Origin of the sequence: Thiemannella venezuelensis, from assembly GCF_014203605.1 — a bacterium.
Classification (GTDB): domain Bacteria; phylum Actinomycetota; class Actinomycetes; order Streptosporangiales; family Streptosporangiaceae; genus Planomonospora_A; species Planomonospora_A venezuelensis.
The window spans coordinates 86,040-101,401 of sequence record NZ_JACHJJ010000001.1 but is presented as its reverse complement, the minus strand read 5'-3'; the positions used below and the strand labels follow the sequence as shown (position 1 = coordinate 101,401).

The following is a 15,362-nucleotide window of genomic DNA, read 5'->3' as shown; positions in this document are numbered from 1 at the left end:
TGTAACCAGGAGAGACCTGTGTCCCACCGTAGCGCCGGATTCCGGCGTGCCGAACTCCCTGCCGACAACTTCACGATGCTCAGCAATCGGTGGATCCGCGACAAGCGCCTGACGTGGAAGAGCCGGGGCATCCTCGCCTGGCTGGCCTCCCACGCGGTCGGCTTCCGAGTGTCGGAGAAGGCCATCATCGGCGCGGCCCCGGACGGCCGCGACTCCGTACGCGCGGGAATCCGCGAGCTGGAGACGACCGGATATCTGCGCCGTGAGCGCAAGCGGGACGCCAGCGGCAAGCTCAGCGTCGTCGAGTACGTCCTGTCCGACCCGTGGACCACTTCGGCGACGTCTGCCCAGGTCGGAACCAACGACGGATTTTCCGTCCCTGGCGGTGACGACCGGCCCGCACCTACGACGGAAAATCCGGCGGAGGCCGCAACCAGCGACAACACCCCTGATGCCCAGATCACACCTACGACGGAAAATCCGTCAGAGGTCGTGACCAGCGAGAACGGTGCATCGCCGCAGGTCGGAACCAACGACGGAAAATCCGTCCCCTTAAGAAGAACAGAGGACCAGAAGAAGACCAAGAAGAAGACCACCGATCCTCTTCGCGCCGTAGGCGCGCTCACGGTCCGTACCGCGCGAGACGCCGCCACGACGCCTTCGGCGAGTCAGGAAGAGATTTCCTGGCTTGCTGGCGAGGTCCTGGGCCAGATGCCCGACCACTACCGCAAGGCCCCTGCCTGGCTGCGGACGCGACTGCTGGCCCGCATCGCCGAGGCCCTGACCGAGCACGCGCCCCTGGCCCTGGCCGAGTACTGCCACAAGTTCGCCGATGACCCGAATTTCGGCGACTACGAGCACCTGCGCCGCTTCTCCGACGTGGTCCGGAAGCTGGCCGCCGACGTCGCTGACGGCACCTGCTGCGCCGGATGCGGGCGCGACCCCCGACACCCCTTCTGTGACGCTGGCATCGCTGGAGGCACCCGATGACCGCCGCCGAGATCGAGATCACTCCGGGCAGCCCCCAGGGCGTCGTAGAGGAGCTCGTAGACGATCACGAGACCGTCCCGACCGCCCCGGAGGCCGAGACCGTCAGCGACGACCTGAGCGCTTCGCCGGTCGTGCTCGTCGACCAGCCGAGCCCGGCGGATCACGACTGGCTGACCGAGATCGAGGAGCGCACGAAGAACCGGCTGCCGATCGTCCCGGTGTGGCTGCGGTCCAAGGCCGAGGCCCTGGCCGTCATGGGCTGGCTGGTCAACCACTACGCCTACGTGGGCGCCTACCACCTGACCCGGTCCCCGAAGTACCTCGGCCGTCTGGCGGCCCGCTCTCCGCGCGGCGCCGGGAAGGCCGTCAAGGCGGTCGTGTCGTGGACCTTCGACACCGAGGGCAGGCCGGTGCGGAAGCTGGCCGCCGCAGGTCGGGACGCCGAGCAGTACCTGAAGCTGTCCAAGGCCCACGACGTGCGGGTCCGTAACCGGCTGATCGTGTCCGTGTCGGCCGCCGTGGTCCTGGCCCTCGGGGCGGTTCTGGCGATGGAAACGGCCCCCACCTACAGCCAGTGGGCGGCGCTCGCCGGACTGGTCTCGCTGCTCGGGGCTGTGGGCACTCCTGCCGACAAGCGGGTGTTCGACCGGGCCGTGATCCCGACCCAGGCCCAGAAGCTGACCAGCGACCTCGTCCTTCGCGCCCTGGGCGCCCTGGGGATCGCCGAGCTGAACAAGGCCGTCGGCAAGGGCGGCGACGGGATCAACTTCCCGGCCCCCATCACCCGCGACGGTCCCGGCTGGCGGGCCGACGTCGACCTTCCGTTCGGGGTCACGGCCACCGACGTCATGGACAAGCGGGCGCGGCTCGCCTCGGCTCTGCGTCGTCCTCTCGGGTGCGTGTGGCCCGAGCCGGCAGCCCACATCCACCCCGGGCGGCTCGTGCTGTGGGTCGGGGACCAGGACATGAACAAGGCACGTCAGCCGCTGTGGCCGATGACCAGGACCGGTCAGGTGGACCTGTTCCAGCCGATTCCGTTCGGCACCGATCAGCGGGGCCGGATGGTCTCTGTGCCGTTGATGTACCGCAACCTGCTCATCGGCGCGATGCCCGGCTTCGGAAAGACCTTCGCCCTGCGGGTGCTGCTCCTGGGCGCCGCGCTGGACCCGTCGGCCGAGCTGCGGGTGTTCGAGCTGAAGGGCACCGGGGATCTGAAGCCACTGGCCAAGGTCTCACACCACTACGCCAGCGGGGCCAAGGACTCGACGATCGAGGCGTGCGTGGTCTCGCTGCGCGAGGTCTACCGGGATCTGGAGCGGCGGGCCGACGTCATCGACGGCCTGCCCGAGGACGTCTGCCCGGAGAACAAGGTCACGCCGGAGTTGGCGGCCCAGAAGGCGCTGGGCCTTCACCCGCTGGTCTTCGCCGCAGATGAAGTGCAGGAACTGTTCTCCCACGAGGAGTTCGGCGAGGAGGCCGCCAAGCTGTGTACGGCCATCATCAAGCGGGGCCGCGCCCTGGGCGTGATCCTGCTGCTGGCCACCCAGCGGCCGGACAAGGACTCGATGCCGACCGGTGTGTCCGCCAACGTCCTGGTGCGCTTCTGCCTGAAGGTCGCCGGGCAGGTCGAAAACGACATGGTCCTCGGGACCAGCGCCTACAGGAACGGGATCCGGGCCACGACGTTCACGGACCAGGACCTCGGCATCGGCTACCTGCTCGGGGTCAGCACCGAGGCCAGGATCGTCCGCTCGTACTACCTGGACAACCCGACGTCGGGCCGAATCGCTGACCGTGCCCGTGCTCTGAGAGAGGCCGCGGGGACCTTGTCCGGCTACGCGGTCGGGCAGGTTCCGGTCGAGCCTGTCTCCTACGACCTGCTGGCCGACATCCTCACCGTGGTCCCGGCCGGGGAGGACAAGGTCTGGAACAGCGTGGTCGTCGACCGGCTGGCCGAGCTGCGGCCGGAGGTCTACGGCCCGTGGGCCGACCAGGCGGACGAGGCCAAGACTGCGCACCTGACGGCGGTGCTCAAGCCGTACGGCGTCAAGGTCGGGCAGGTCTACCGGACGGTCGACGGCCGGGGCGTGAATCGGCGCGGCATCACTCGCGGCGACGTGGTCGAGGCAGTGCCGAAGAAGATCCGGCGGGTGAGGTAGTCCTATCAGCGGCAGGGGCATCGAAGCCCGGGAACGGCCCGGTTTCAGGCCCCCTGCGCGTGGGCCGCTAGATGGATAGGCCCCAGGTCACGGACTGGATCGGGCGCTATCGCGGGTGCTATGCCTATCGAGGGCACGCGCTTGGCCAGAGGTCATGTTTGAGGTTTTGTCCCCCGATCTGGACGGCTAGGATCCGCGCCATGCACCCCCACGGGTACGACCCTTACTGCAACTGCTGCAATTCCTACGCTCACGACCCCTACATGCGCGAAGCCGCGCTCGAAGCGGCTGAAACCCCGATGTGGCAGCAGGCGATCGGCCCGGACGGGCAGCCGGTTTTCCACGCGGACGGCACCCCAATGATGTTCCCCGTGCCGATGGAGCAGAAAATGGCACCTGTCATTCGTGCTGCTGCCGAGGCTGACGACCACGCCGAGAACGTACGCGCAGCTGTCTTATTTTTCATGGCCCTGGTCGGCGGCGTTGTGATGACCGTTCAGTCCTGGGAGAAATATCTGGACAGCACCGACGGAAGTCCCGGCTTGGCGATCTTTGTGAGCTGTGGCACTTGCGTTGTCGCCGTCTTCTTCATCGCCATGGTCAGGGCGATCTTCCACCGCGAGTGATGACGCAACCTCTGTCGTTCAGCACTTGACAGTCGTTCTGTTCGCGCGGAGCATCCAGTCCAGCGGCAATTTCCGGCAACCTGGAGGCGGTCATGCGCGTCACGTTCCTCGGCAAGGACCCTGGCTCGGAGAAGGACGAGTGTCCGAGCCTCTACGACACTGACCGGGGCACCTACCTCGTTCAGGGCTGGAAGGTTTCCGATCCCGCCGTTCTCGCTCAGCTCGATCTCGCATTCGGGGAAACCTGCGTGGAGGTGCCCCGGCCGTTGATGTCGCGTCTGGCCAACAGCGTCCAGCTCGACGCGCCCGACGACGGTCAGGCCGCGCCGGTGATCCTGCGCACCGACCGGGACACCTACATCGTCAAGGGCCAGGCCGTCAGCGACGCCGAGGCGCTCGCGCACATGGACATCCCCGACCATGAGACCGTGGTCGAGGTGCCCAGGGCACTCCGGACGGTCATGAAGGAGGAGTATGCGGTGGCTGGCCGCTGACGAGTGGCGCGAGCTGTTCGACGGCTTCCACAAGGACGCCTTCCACCTGGAACTGCGCGACTCCTACGGGGTCGCTGGAGAGGCCACCCGGTTCGGCCGGTGGCTGGCCGGGGAGCGCCAGCCGTACGAGGAGGTCGCGGCCTGGTTCAGCGACTGGACCGACAAGGTCCGCGCGGCCACCCAGGCGGGCAAGACGATCCGTCGCCTACGAGTGGTGACCGAGCCGATCAGTGACTACATCGCCTTCGAGTGGCACGACACCCCGCACAACGTCGGCGCGGGCGAGGACGTCCGGTGGCTATCCCGCCACCGGCTCCCGGCCGATCTCACCTTCCCCATCGAGGGCAACGACTTCTGGCTCCTCGACGACGCACAGGTGGTCGTCAACCACTTCCACGACGACGGCCGATCCCGGGGCAAGGAACTGATCACCGACCCGGATGTCGTGGCCGCGTGCGCCCGAGTTCGGGACCTGCTGTGGGAGTTGGCGACCCCGCACGCCGAGTACGAACCGGTCACGGCCTGATCGGTGTCCAGCCAGATCCAGCAGGCCAAGGAGGCATTCGGCGCCCGTCTCCGGGAGATCCGCAAGGACGCGAACCTCACCGGGCGGGCGCTGGCCGCACTCGTCGGCTGGCAGCCCTCGAAGGTCACCCGGATTGAACGGGGCGTGCGCAACGCCTCTGAAGACGACGTGCGGGCCTGGTGCCTGCACTGCAACGCCGAGGGCCAGGTCCCGGATCTGATCGCCACGCTGCGCGGCATCGAGTCGGCCTACATCGAGTGGAAGCGCCAGCTCCGCACTGGCCTGCGACGGCGCCAGGAGGCGTCGGTCCCGCTGTACGAGCAGGCCCACCTCTTCCGGATCTACCACCCGTTCCTGATCCCGGGCCTGTTCCAGACCGCCGACTACGCCGCCGCCATCCTGCGGAAGGTCCGTGCCTTCCTCGACCTCCCCGATGACGTGGACCAGGCGGTCGAGGCGCGCATGGACCGCCAGCGGGTGCTCTACAGCGGCGACCGCCGCTTCCTGGTTGTCATCGAAGAGCAGGCCTTGCGGACGCGGGTGGGGGACCGGGAGGTCATGGCGGGCCAGTTCGACCGGTTGCTGGCCACGATGAGCCTGCAACGGGTCAGCCTCGGTATCGTCCCGGCAGGCGCGGTCCGACAGGTCTGGCCCGCCGAGGGGTTCTTGATGTTCGACGACATGACGGTTCGGGTGGAGACCGTCAGCGCCCAGTTGACCATCACGCAGCCCCGTGAGATCGCTCTGTACGGCCGGACGTTCGAGCAGATGCAGCACGCAGCCGTCTACGGGGCACCCGCCCGGGAGCTGATCGCGGCAGCACTCACGGCAATTTGAGGCAACTTCGTTGAGAGCGACGACCAGCCGTTTCTACCGTCCTGGTCATGGACGGTGACGAGTCCTTCGGGATCTACGAGTACGACGTGAGCGAAGACGGCAACGGCTTCCAGGCCCGGCTGCGCCACCCGCTCAACACCGAGGCGCTCGCGGCTGGGTGCAAGCAGGTCCTGTCCTCCGAGTCGTTCGAGGACCTGGAACTGTTGGCCATCGCGAACCGGATCAAGGCGTCGTGGTATCGGTGACGGTCAGCCCGATCAGGCCGACCAGGCCGACCAGGCCGATGGATAGTCAGGACAGCGCCGTGCTCTGGCCCTGTCCGGGGATCTCCCCGCATCCCATCACGCCCCGGCCCGGGGCCAGGCAACTGCGGTGGAATGCGACCGCGCCCGGTGATGTGCGGCGCGTCCTAGAACACACCTGCCCGTGCCGATCCACGACATACGAGCTGTGCGCCTTGGGCGGCCATCGGGTGATCCGGCGCACCGTCCGGCACCTGGACGCCATCCACTACGCGGGTCCGTGGCCGCAGCGAGAGACCGAAGTGTGGTGGATCAGCCTGCTCATGGGCCAGGCTCGGTAGACCGCGCGGCGGGCATCGGCGTCACCCGGTGCCCGCCGCGCTCAGCGTGATTCACGGCCTGCGGAAGCCGAAACAGTTACTGTCGCCTCCAGTGAGAGTCCGACCGGCGGGGGTGAGCCGGCGACTTGCCTGGGCAGAGAATCCGCAGGTCACAGGCATGCATGGCGGTGTGTTGCGTCGTATCAGCAGGCGCCGGGGCCTGGGTCGCGAGTTGGGATCCTGTTCCGCGTTCCACGCACTTGGGTCCCAACTCGAATCGGCGAGATTGCCGCGAAACAGCCGGAAGCCAATTTGGCGACATAGTAAGTGGATGTTGACAACAGGCTCCCGGTTGCTTCATACGGCGGGGCCGTCCGGCCTCTGGACGACGTGCTCCGACTCACGGAGGAGCTGGTCCAGCAACCTGGCGTCCAGGAGGCGGCTCAGGTCGACGATGAACCGCTTGAGGTCCTCGGCTTGGGCGAAGGTCAGCCGGTACCTCACGATCTCGTCGGCCGCGTCCTCCCGGCCCTCGATGATGTGCGCCAAGGCGTCGAGGGACCGGGACGTGAACGACCGCCGGATGAGGGCGTTGCCCATATCGCCCAGGAGCAGGCCGAGCCGCTCCAGGGTCGGCCGATTCCTCACGACGGCCGTGCCAGCGGCATACGGGCGGACGCTGCGGACACGGTGTGGCTGAGGGCCGCACCCGTGAACGTGGTGTGAGTGGCCCCGGCCGAGGCGGTCGGCCCCGTGCGAGGCTGGCCCGACGCCGTGGGCCGGGACTGGAACTGGTGGCGGATGATCGTGTCCTCATGCGCCATCTGGGCGCGGTGATAGTCGTACGCCTCGTCGATCTGGTTCTGAAGGTGCCCGCCGATGCCGTCGACGACGGTGTTGTACATGTTCCAGAATCGGCCGGTGCGGTCCATCTGGTCGTGGTAGACGGCGTTCAGGTTGTCGAAGTCGATCACGAGGTCTCCACGAGGGTGAGCGGCCTGGAGGCCGGGGAGGGCAGGAGAGGCGCCAGGAGCTGGCCGACATGGTCCGCCGAGCGCCGCGCGGCGACCTTGGCCGCGTACCGTGCGCGGCTGTAGGCCGCCTGGCAGGTGGAGCAGCGGCGCTGGCCGCGACTGTCCCTTCGGTCGTACGGGTGGCCCTTGGAGCAGACCGTTTTCCGGGCGTTGTGGGCGCTCGGGCTGTTGCCGCGCAGAACGTTCTCCCGCTGGGTCACCGGCTTGACGTGGTGCGGGTTGACGCACAGGGGACCGATGCAGCCGTCCTGCGGGTGCCGGAAGTGGTCGAGGACGAGGCCCTCGGGCACCGGGCCGTTGATGGCCTCCCAGACCCAGCGGTGGGCGACCCAGGGCTTGCCGTTGTGGCTGAACCGACCGTAGCCGTTGTTCGTGTTGTCGTCTGCGGTCCAGCGCCAGCAGCCGTTTTCGACGAGGTCGATTTTCTCGGCGAACCGGGTAATTGCCTTGCCGTCCACCGTTCCGAGGAGGATCCTCTCGCGGAGGTACTGGGAGACGGTTCGAGCATCCTTACTGGGGGATACCCTGTTGTCGTTGTTCACTTGATTTTCTCCTAGCCGGAAAGGACCAGGAGGAAAGGTCGAGCGTTCAGGAGTTTTCGATCCTGGACGCTTTTTGTGTTCGAGTAAGCTCCGTAGGACCGTTCCTTCTGGAAGGGGTTATCGGGTCAGACCTGCTGGATGCCGCGCAGGCGGGCGCAGGCGTTCAGGAAGTGTTCGCGCTGGTCATCGTCGACAAGCAGGGAGGCCACGGCCTCCTCGCCGAAGACCGGAACGAGGCGCTGGAGGAAAAGTGTGCTGGTTGTGAAACGGCCGCTGTCGATCCGCCACATCTGCGCTGAGCTGCTACCGATCATCCGAGCCAGGGCGTATGCGCTGACGCCCTTTTCTACTCTGATCTGCTTGAACCGCTCGGGGGATACCTTGATGTTCTTCATGCTTATACATTAATGAAGTACATCGCTTGAATGGTAATGTGTGACCGCCTACACAATGGCACTGGTCCCGGCTTCGGGAATTTCAGGCCACTGTCTCGACCATGAGGGCGTGACCTACCTGAGAAACCAGGCGGGGGGCCTTTCGAGAAGGCCGTTTAAGGGTGGGGGGGTCAACGCCACGAGGTGCGGCACCGGGTCCGCCAGTCGACGGCCGATGGCCCGGGGTGACGTGCTCGCCGTGGTCGGGTCGCCGAGCAGGGGCCACCGACGGCGGGGCCGTGGTCGTGGCGAGGCTGTGGGCAGTCGGGGACGCACCAGGCCGCGTGCTCGGCGCTGTCGCCGTGCGGGCTGGACTGGGGTGGCTGGCTGACGGCGGGAGCGTTCACCTACGAGGCGATGCCCTGGTGAAGACGCGGCGTGGATGGGCGGGGCGTCTCGCGGAGGATCCGGAACGGGGCGGTACGGGGGCCGACCGGTGGCGGGGGCGCATGAGGAGAGAGAACGAGAGGGGCAGATATCACGGCGGGTTCGTGGGCCGGGCCGATCCTTGGAGACCGGTCGTCATCGTCGCCTGACCGTGACCAAACATGATCTCATCTCGTCTGGCTCTTGATAATCTTTCTTCTCAAGAGCCAGAACCGATCGACCGGAGCCCCCATGACCGAGCTCGTCCCCGCCCCCCTCACTCCCTCGGCCGTCGTCGTCCCAGCCGTCGACGCGCGGGTGACCCACTCGGCCGCCGATCTCACTCTGAGCCCGTTCACCCGTGTGGCCGTCATCGCGGGCGTCCCGGGGTCGACCCGACGCGCGTACGCCTCGGACTGGGAGACGTTCTCGGTGTGGTGCGAGTCGGTCGGTCGCGTGGCGCTTCCGGCTACGGCCCAGACCGTGACCGAGTACGTCGCCCACCTGACCGTGACCCCCTCGGCCAAGACCGGCCGTCCGCTGGCCCCCTCCAGCATCGAGCGGTCCCTCGCCGCGATCCGCACGAGGCACAACGCGGCCGACGTCGAGCCGCCCCAGACCAAGGCCGCGCGGAAGGTGCTGTCCGGCTACCGCGAGCGGCTGGCCCTGACCAAGGACCCGGCCGCCAAGACCCGCAAGGCCGATGCGGCTGAGCCCGACGCCCTGCGCACGATGCTGGAGACCTTGGACCGGACGACCCTGGCCGGGAAGCGGGACGCCGTGGCGCTCCTGCTCGGTTACGCCTGCGCAGCGCGCATCTCCGAGCTGGTGGCTCTGGACATCGTCGATGTTCGGGAGACGGCCGACGGGCTCTTGGTCACGGTGTACCGGCGGAAGATCAAGAAGTTCACCGAGGTTGCCATTCCGTACGGCCGGATTCCGGCCACCTGCCCCGTGCGCGCCGTGCGCGCTCTCCTGGGCGCCATGGGCGAGGCTGGCCGTACATCGGGGCCGCTCCTGGTCCGCATCGACCGGCACGGCCGCATCGCCCCGCCGATGACCCGGAAGGGCAAGGTGATCGGCGACCCCCAGGGCCGCATGACGGCCGAGGCCGTCGCGGAGATCGTCGGCCGCATCGCCGCATCCGCTGGCCTCGAAGGCCGCTGGACCGGTCACTCCCTGCGGCGCGGGTTCGCCACGGCCGCCCGGCGCGCGGGCGCCACCCTGGAGAGAATCGGCCGCCACGGCGGATGGGCCGACGGCTCCACGGCCCTGCTCGGCTACCTGGAAGAGGGCGACCGCTGGACTGACAACCCGGTGACCGGCCTGTAGTCCTGCCTGACCGCCTGGAGCGTCCGCCCTCGTGGGGTGGGCGCTCTCGTCGTCTCTGACTACACGACGGCCAGGGCCTCGGGGGCGAGCTGCTCGACGAGCGGAGACCCCATGACCTCCAACCAGGACGGCGAGAACGGGACCTGAGAGCCGGTGGGCGTAGTCCTGCTCCCTGCGCGGTCGTCCGTGCCTCTGTCCTTGGTCCGACAAGATGTCCAGACCCGCGCCGATTTTCTCCGCCAGGGGTCCGCAGATTTTTGACCTGCGGAAACGCGGGAAAATCCGCCTACGGAGCAGAGGCCGGCGACTGGGCAATCCGTCCCGGGCCTGGGAGTCGATCAGCCTGCGACAGCTCGGAGAACTCCAGGGGGCGCGGCTCGGTCGCGTCACGCCTCCGGCCGAGAGCCGAGTACGTCACCAGTTTCACGTACGGGTGACGTACGGGAGGACGTCAGCTCCGACCGTCGGAAACGAAGGCCATGAACGACACCAAGATGCTCTGCCGACGGGGAGAAGTCGGCTGGCGGCGAAGATGGAGATCGGCGGTCTCTGTCTGCTCCGATCGACTCATCTCGGTGACAGAGGCATGCCGAACAACGGTCGACGTTCTCATGGGGGGACCGCCCTGTCAGCGACATTCGCGGCTCTCTCGTCATCGTGGCCCTGGTACTGCACCGAACTGTCCGCCGTTCAGCAGCTACTCGGCGACGAAGTCCATGAGAACCCTCCTCCAGCAGGTCGTTCACCCTCTACGGCCGGAAGTTCTAGCCGTCGACCTGCACGGTGCGGAGGTTGCCATTTTCCCGGAACCGGCATGGCAGCCCGTTCGAGCACAAGAAGTAACGCCTGATCCCGGAGGGAAAACGAGTCTCGGCGCTCTCGATTCCGTTTGTACGCGGCTGCCCACCCGTATGGTTTCCCTCGGGCATCGAGAAGTCCGGCCCCTCGGCCAAAGGGACCGGGCCTCCCCTAGGTGTCCAGCCGAGCCAGAGGCTCAGCTACGCACCTGTTCTTCGCACGCTCAGGGTAGCGAGCAGAATCCGACTCCTCGGACAGGCCCGGCACATCCGTAATCATGTCGATCCGCCGAGGAGGCGCCCATGAGCAACTTCACCCTCTGCGTCCAGATCCCCGGTGAGTGGGGTCAGTACCTCCGGACCACCGTCGTCATCGTCGTGGTCCTGGTCCTGTCCGCCCTCGGGATGGAGGTCCAGTTCCCGTAGCCGGACGCGCCGATAGGTCGCAGAGCTCGAAGGCCGCTGAGAGCGCTCGTCCCTCGTGGGGTGGGCGCTCTCGTCGTCTCCGGCTCCGGCGACGAGCTCGGCGCGGAGCGCCATCCGGCCACTGCCCCAAGTCCTTGGGCGCTCGTCTGCCCCCATGCCCTGACCTACGGGGTACCGGGTGTCCGGCGTAGTTGGTGCGAGGGACCAGGCGGCCGCGTAGGCGCTGGCACCAGGTGCCGACGGCCGAGACCAGGAGGCCGGAACGGCATGCGGATGGTCTGCGGTCAGGATGTCTTCGTGGTCCCGGTCCTCATGTAGGTAGAGGAGAGTGCTCCGAGCGGCGCCGATTTTTCGGCTGGTCCCGGTAACCGCCTACGCTGGGAATCGGGGACAGGGCGCGGACAACTCATCCATATCTTGGCAGCTTCGATATAACCGAGCCCATGACGCGCCATAAGACGAGCTACTCGGTCAACCCGAAGGCACTGGAGTTGGCCTCGGCCCGTGCCAAGAATGAGCTGGACCTTCCGCTGTCGCGGGTGGTCAGCATCATGGTGCGGCAGATGCTGGCCAAGGGGATCACGCTGGATAGTCAGGCGCTCCAGCTCTTCGGTCCCCGGTCTCAACAGTTGTCGATGAGCTACAGCGATGACGATTGGAAGGATGCCGAGGGTCGCTTCTATCCAGGCTACGCCGAGCCGAAAAATCGGGCTCCGGTGTTTTCGATGCTGGTCAACTTGTACGCGGCGGGCCAAGCTCACGTGAGATTCGATGTGGTGCTTTCGGCCGGTGGAGATCAGGGTCTGACGTAGGTGTAGAGCCAGGGGATCCGGAGGGCCGCCAAATAATCCGCCGATTTTTTGACCTGCGGAAACGCAGCCCGCGGGCTCCAGTCGGCGACTGGGGTCCGGGTGAGCTGTGGGCCATGTTCCGACCTTGGATCCGAGGGGCGTTCCGTCGGGCGCCGATTTTTCCGCCCCGTCTCCACGGGGGCCGCATTTCGTGGAGGGACGCGTCCGTGATCGTATCCAACGCTGGTGTGGTCTGTGCGTGCTCGCGGCGGTGACCACATGCCGGGCCGACTTTCCGGCCGCTAGAGCGTCGAGGCGCTGGGAGCGGCAACCGGTCTCCTGGGCCGTGACCGGGATCCGGCCGGGGATCGCATCGGCAGGCCGTTTCCGTCCGAGCGGGATTCGGGGCCGGTGATCAAATAAAGCCCTCAGATCGCTTCTGAGGGCCGACGGGACCCCGGCTGCGGAATCCCCACCGAATCGAGGTGATCAGCCCGGAGAATGGCATTCAGGGCCGCGCAGGGATATTCGGGCCGGAGGTCTGCAGCGGGAAATCTGACCGGAGACCAAGCATCGGGCCGGGAGCATGCAGTTGCTGGCCATGGTCCATGGCTTCCGGACTCCTGGAGTTTGGAGTTTCCGCCGCGACCGAAGGTCGCGGCGTAGAGAGACGAAGTCTCTCCCTAATATCTCTCAAATCTTGAAAATCTCTATTAGCCCAGTCGCGGTGACACCTCACGGTCGCAGTAACGCAGTCATGGTGACATCCCTCAGTCGTGGTGACACCCCACGGGCGACGGTCCTCTGGCCCCAATATCCCAACTAGATGCGGCCGCTCGGGCTCGGCACGCTCTTTCAAGGTGACCGCCGTGTGATTACCCAGTCGGGCCACCCGCCCTACCCGACCGATGGGCCGTCGACTGGGTGTCACACGGCGTCCATGATGCGCAATTCTTTCCACGGTGGTGAGTAAAACCCAACTCGCGAGAACTTCCAAGTTGGGATATGCCTTCCGAATTAGGCAGGTGGCTGTGTCGTCCTCTACCGTGAACGACGGAAGGCCCGGCTCCTTGAGGGAGGAACCGGGCCGGAAGATGAAGTAGATCCAAGCGAAAGGACTTCATCCTATGGGTAGTCTACCCCCAGGCTCTGCCAAGATGCCATTCGGCAAGGTGCCGTTGACGGTCGCCATTTCTGACCATCTGGACGATATCGATGTGACCGTCTGGGCCTACGTCTGTACGTATTTCGGCGCCCTGGATGGCGGCACGTCGCCGATTCTGCTTCGGACGATTTACGAGGACCTCGGGATCGCCAAGCGGACCCTCCAGCGCTCGATGCGCCGACAGGAGCAGTCCGGTTTCATGTCGGTCCGGCATGCTGGCCGGAAGGGAGTGGTGTTCCATCTGTACCGGGAATCCCAGAACCTGGAGGACACATACCACGGCTACTCGCATCTGCATCGTCTGGATGTGGGGCGATGGACCAAGGTCACCCGAGACATCTTGACGCACGGTCCTCGCCCCCGCGTTTTTCGGGAGTGGATCATCCTGGATCGGATCAAGGGGCAGAATCAGAACGATGCTGAGCGGTTCGGATGGGCCTATACCTCGCGCAAGGATCTCGGGAAGCTGATCAGCACCGGTCCCAAGGACGTCCACCCAAACACCGTCAGCGACGACCTGAAAGAGATGAAGAGTTACGGACTCATCGAGATCGACGGCAACGCCTGGGGCCGCCTGAACAGATACAAGCCGCTCGATAAGCTGACGAATCCCGTGGCCAAGCGGAAGCTCTCTGAAGCTGAGAGGAAGGCCGCCGCCGAGGCCGCCACGAAGGCCGCACAGAAGGTAGAGAGGCGGGCCGCGAAGAAACGGGAGATGGAGGCCGCCAGGAAGCGGGAGGAGTACGCCGCTAAGAAGGCCAAGAAACTTTTAAATGACGCCAAACTCACCACTCGGGAATGGCTTGCGGCCACCGTCGGGGAAAACTGGCATGACTGGATGGAGGAAAATGAGGAAAACAAGAATTTGGCGTACGCCATCGTCGCAGAATTAGTCGACTTCATCAAAGATTTCGGTCTCCAGTCTGCCAAGGATCTCCTCCGCGGCTCCGTTGACTCATGCCGACATACCGATCGATATATCGAAAGCCAATACAGAACCAAGTTGGAGCCGAGCCCGGCATATATGCTCGACCAGATTCATGAGTACCGTGAAAAGCGTGATGAGATTGACGGCGGCTTCGACGATATGATGGAAACTGAGCTTTCGGCCGATCTCCCGGACCATGCATGGAATTCCGCTCTGCTCACCCGCCACTGGTTCATGTCGGTTGCTCCCGAGAAGTGGGTCGTGGAATGCCGGGACAAGATTCGAAACGTGAAGGAATTCGTCGATAATACGATGATCGCCCGGGGCGACCATTACGGCCGGGTGGTATTCGAGATCATCAATGACTTCCTTGCCGCGAATTCCGACCGCCCGGTCTACGTCAGCGAGATTTACGGCCTGTTCCAGGTCAAGAATGACACCCCGGCCGACAATATCGTCCCGCTCAGGGCTAGGACGTCGGACGCGATCGACGACTCGGACCCCCAGGCCCGTCCGGCGCCCTACCTCAACCGCCAGTCCGGCTAGGACGGTCAGGCCCCCACACAGCGTGGGGGCCGATTCCGCGCCGGATAACTCTGACCCTCCGCTTCAGGCGGCGCTGCCGTTCCGTGCCTTCTCCTGCTCCCAACGGATCAGGTCCGACTCGCGGTAGAGCACTCGCCGGCCGAACTTCTCTCCCACGGGTCCGTAGCCCACATGACGCCAGTAGCGGACGGTGCTGGGGTTGGTGCGGTAGCGCTGCGCGACCTCATCGGTGGTCAGGAAGCGGTCCCCATCGAAGGGCCGATCCAGGCCATGACGAGCAACCGGAGCAGTCATTGCTTCTCCCATATGTGAAATGAACCCAACTTATAATGAACGAACATCACGTTTGTTCTTCTTGATACACTCTAGTTGCATTGAAATTCACTTTCGGCCTAGAGTTGGGATGTGATCCCTGATGACCCGGTGCAGGTCGTGAGCCGCCGCGTGCGCGAGCTCCGCCGACGCAAGGGGTGGACAGCCGCCCAGCTCGGAGATGCGCTCACCCGCCAGGGGGTGCGGTGGGACCGCTTCACGGTGTCGAACCTGGAGAACGGCAAGCGCCAGAACGTCACCCTGACAGAGCTCTTGGCGCTCGGCGCGGTGCTGGACGTCGGCCTGGTGCATCTGTTCGTCCCGCTGAGCGACGGGCCGGTGAAGGTCACCCCAGAGCGAGTCGAGGACGCCGACACCGTCCGGGCGTGGGTACGCGGGGAGGAGCCGCTGCCGGGGATGGACGAGCGGATCTTCATGACCGAGGTCGCCACCGCTGATCTCGTCGCCGCGCGCCAGGCGCGCAGATCGGAGTAG

Annotated in this window: 17 protein-coding genes; 12 read left to right on the top strand and 5 right to left on the bottom strand. The window is 65.9% G+C overall.

Annotated elements, in window-relative coordinates; all coding sequences use genetic code 11:
- The first annotated feature begins 18 nt into the window (after positions 1–18).
- The 7 genes from FHS22_RS00535 (at position 19) to FHS22_RS00505 (ending at position 5,877) form a co-directional block, all read left to right on the top strand.
- On the top strand, positions 19–990 hold the full coding sequence (locus FHS22_RS00535) for a helix-turn-helix domain-containing protein (protein WP_184937310.1): 972 nt from the start codon (positions 19–21) through the stop codon (positions 988–990).
- Positions 987–3,149, top strand: coding sequence for a P-loop NTPase family protein (locus FHS22_RS00530; protein WP_184937308.1), 2,163 nt, complete (start codon positions 987–989; stop codon positions 3,147–3,149). Before FHS22_RS00535 ends, FHS22_RS00530 begins: the two co-directional genes overlap by 4 nt.
- A gap of 263 nt (positions 3,150–3,412) precedes the next feature.
- A complete protein-coding gene (locus tag FHS22_RS00525) occupies positions 3,413–3,775 on the top strand; it encodes a hypothetical protein (RefSeq protein WP_184937306.1) in 363 nt (120 codons plus the stop codon).
- A 92-nt stretch (positions 3,776–3,867) separates the two neighbouring features.
- A complete protein-coding gene (locus FHS22_RS39105) occupies positions 3,868–4,269 on the top strand; it encodes a hypothetical protein (RefSeq protein ID WP_338047538.1) in 402 nt (133 codons plus the stop codon).
- Positions 4,250–4,795 (top strand): DUF6879 family protein, encoded by a 546-nt coding sequence (locus FHS22_RS00515; RefSeq protein ID WP_184937304.1) that lies wholly within the window; start codon positions 4,250–4,252, stop codon positions 4,793–4,795. The genes FHS22_RS39105 and FHS22_RS00515 overlap by 20 nt, the downstream gene beginning before the upstream one ends.
- Positions 4,796–4,798: 3 nt before the next feature.
- Entirely contained in the window at positions 4,799–5,632 is an 834-nt protein-coding gene (locus FHS22_RS39100; RefSeq protein WP_184937302.1) for a helix-turn-helix domain-containing protein, read from the top strand.
- 47 nt (positions 5,633–5,679) lie between these two features.
- Positions 5,680–5,877, top strand: a complete 198-nt coding sequence (locus FHS22_RS00505; RefSeq protein ID WP_184937300.1) for a hypothetical protein — start codon at positions 5,680–5,682, stop codon at positions 5,875–5,877.
- Positions 5,878–6,551: 674 nt separating this feature from the next.
- On the opposite strand, the gene FHS22_RS00500 is transcribed toward FHS22_RS00505, so the two are convergent.
- From FHS22_RS00500 to FHS22_RS00485, 4 genes are all read right to left on the bottom strand, one after another.
- Positions 6,552–6,842, bottom strand: coding sequence for a hypothetical protein (locus FHS22_RS00500; RefSeq protein WP_184937299.1), 291 nt, complete (start codon positions 6,840–6,842; stop codon positions 6,552–6,554).
- Positions 6,839–7,168: a hypothetical protein gene (locus FHS22_RS00495; RefSeq protein ID WP_184937297.1), complete on the bottom strand. Its 330-nt coding sequence runs from the start codon at positions 7,166–7,168 to the stop codon at positions 6,839–6,841. Before FHS22_RS00495 ends, FHS22_RS00500 begins: the two co-directional genes overlap by 4 nt.
- Positions 7,165–7,686 carry an HNH endonuclease gene (locus FHS22_RS00490; RefSeq protein WP_221473069.1) on the bottom strand — a complete coding sequence of 174 codons (522 nt, stop codon included), beginning with the start codon at positions 7,684–7,686 and terminating at the stop codon, positions 7,165–7,167. Before FHS22_RS00490 ends, FHS22_RS00495 begins: the two co-directional genes overlap by 4 nt.
- Before the next feature lie 209 nt (positions 7,687–7,895).
- Entirely contained in the window at positions 7,896–8,165 is a 270-nt protein-coding gene (locus FHS22_RS00485) for a helix-turn-helix transcriptional regulator (protein ID WP_184937293.1), read from the bottom strand.
- 657 nt (positions 8,166–8,822) lie between these two features.
- On the opposite strand from FHS22_RS00485, the gene FHS22_RS00480 reads away from it, so the two are divergent.
- The 4 genes from FHS22_RS00480 (at position 8,823) to FHS22_RS00470 (ending at position 14,555) form a co-directional block, all read left to right on the top strand.
- Complete coding sequence (locus FHS22_RS00480; protein ID WP_184937291.1) at positions 8,823–9,902, top strand: tyrosine-type recombinase/integrase; 1,080 nt, start codon at positions 8,823–8,825, stop codon at positions 9,900–9,902.
- A 1,100-nt stretch (positions 9,903–11,002) separates the two neighbouring features.
- Positions 11,003–11,125 (top strand): hypothetical protein, encoded by a 123-nt coding sequence (locus FHS22_RS37635; RefSeq protein WP_260407554.1) that lies wholly within the window; start codon positions 11,003–11,005, stop codon positions 11,123–11,125.
- 443 nt (positions 11,126–11,568) lie between these two features.
- Positions 11,569–11,937, top strand: coding sequence for a hypothetical protein (locus FHS22_RS00475; RefSeq protein WP_184937289.1), 369 nt, complete (start codon positions 11,569–11,571; stop codon positions 11,935–11,937).
- A 1,136-nt stretch (positions 11,938–13,073) separates the two neighbouring features.
- Positions 13,074–14,555, top strand: coding sequence for a hypothetical protein (locus FHS22_RS00470; protein ID WP_184937287.1), 1,482 nt, complete (start codon positions 13,074–13,076; stop codon positions 14,553–14,555).
- A 63-nt stretch (positions 14,556–14,618) separates the two neighbouring features.
- Here FHS22_RS00470 and FHS22_RS00465 read toward each other — a convergent pair whose 3' ends face one another.
- A complete protein-coding gene (locus tag FHS22_RS00465) occupies positions 14,619–14,849 on the bottom strand; it encodes a helix-turn-helix transcriptional regulator (protein ID WP_184937285.1) in 231 nt (76 codons plus the stop codon).
- A gap of 111 nt (positions 14,850–14,960) precedes the next feature.
- On the opposite strand from FHS22_RS00465, the gene FHS22_RS00460 reads away from it, so the two are divergent.
- Positions 14,961–15,362: a helix-turn-helix domain-containing protein gene (locus FHS22_RS00460; protein ID WP_184937283.1), complete on the top strand. Its 402-nt coding sequence runs from the start codon at positions 14,961–14,963 to the stop codon at positions 15,360–15,362.

Excerpts from the sequence above, each read along its gene's own strand:
- FHS22_RS00480 (WP_184937291.1), top strand. The coding sequence starts at position 8,823 with ATGACCGAGCTCGTCCCCGCCCCCCTCACTCCCTCGGCCGTCGTCGTC.
- FHS22_RS00465 (WP_184937285.1), bottom strand. The coding sequence starts at position 14,849 with ATGACTGCTCCGGTTGCTCGTCATGGCCTGGATCGGCCCTTCGATGGG.
- FHS22_RS37635 (WP_260407554.1), top strand. The coding sequence starts at position 11,003 with ATGAGCAACTTCACCCTCTGCGTCCAGATCCCCGGTGAGTGGGGTCAG.
- FHS22_RS00505 (WP_184937300.1), top strand. The coding sequence starts at position 5,680 with ATGGACGGTGACGAGTCCTTCGGGATCTACGAGTACGACGTGAGCGAA.
- FHS22_RS00530 (WP_184937308.1), top strand. The coding sequence starts at position 987 with ATGACCGCCGCCGAGATCGAGATCACTCCGGGCAGCCCCCAGGGCGTC.
- FHS22_RS39105 (WP_338047538.1), top strand. The coding sequence starts at position 3,868 with ATGCGCGTCACGTTCCTCGGCAAGGACCCTGGCTCGGAGAAGGACGAG.
- FHS22_RS00485 (WP_184937293.1), bottom strand. The coding sequence starts at position 8,165 with ATGAAGAACATCAAGGTATCCCCCGAGCGGTTCAAGCAGATCAGAGTA.
- FHS22_RS00475 (WP_184937289.1), top strand. The coding sequence starts at position 11,569 with ATGACGCGCCATAAGACGAGCTACTCGGTCAACCCGAAGGCACTGGAG.
- FHS22_RS00470 (WP_184937287.1), top strand. The coding sequence starts at position 13,074 with ATGCCATTCGGCAAGGTGCCGTTGACGGTCGCCATTTCTGACCATCTG.
- FHS22_RS00525 (WP_184937306.1), top strand. The coding sequence starts at position 3,413 with ATGCGCGAAGCCGCGCTCGAAGCGGCTGAAACCCCGATGTGGCAGCAG.
- FHS22_RS00515 (WP_184937304.1), top strand. The coding sequence starts at position 4,250 with ATGCGGTGGCTGGCCGCTGACGAGTGGCGCGAGCTGTTCGACGGCTTC.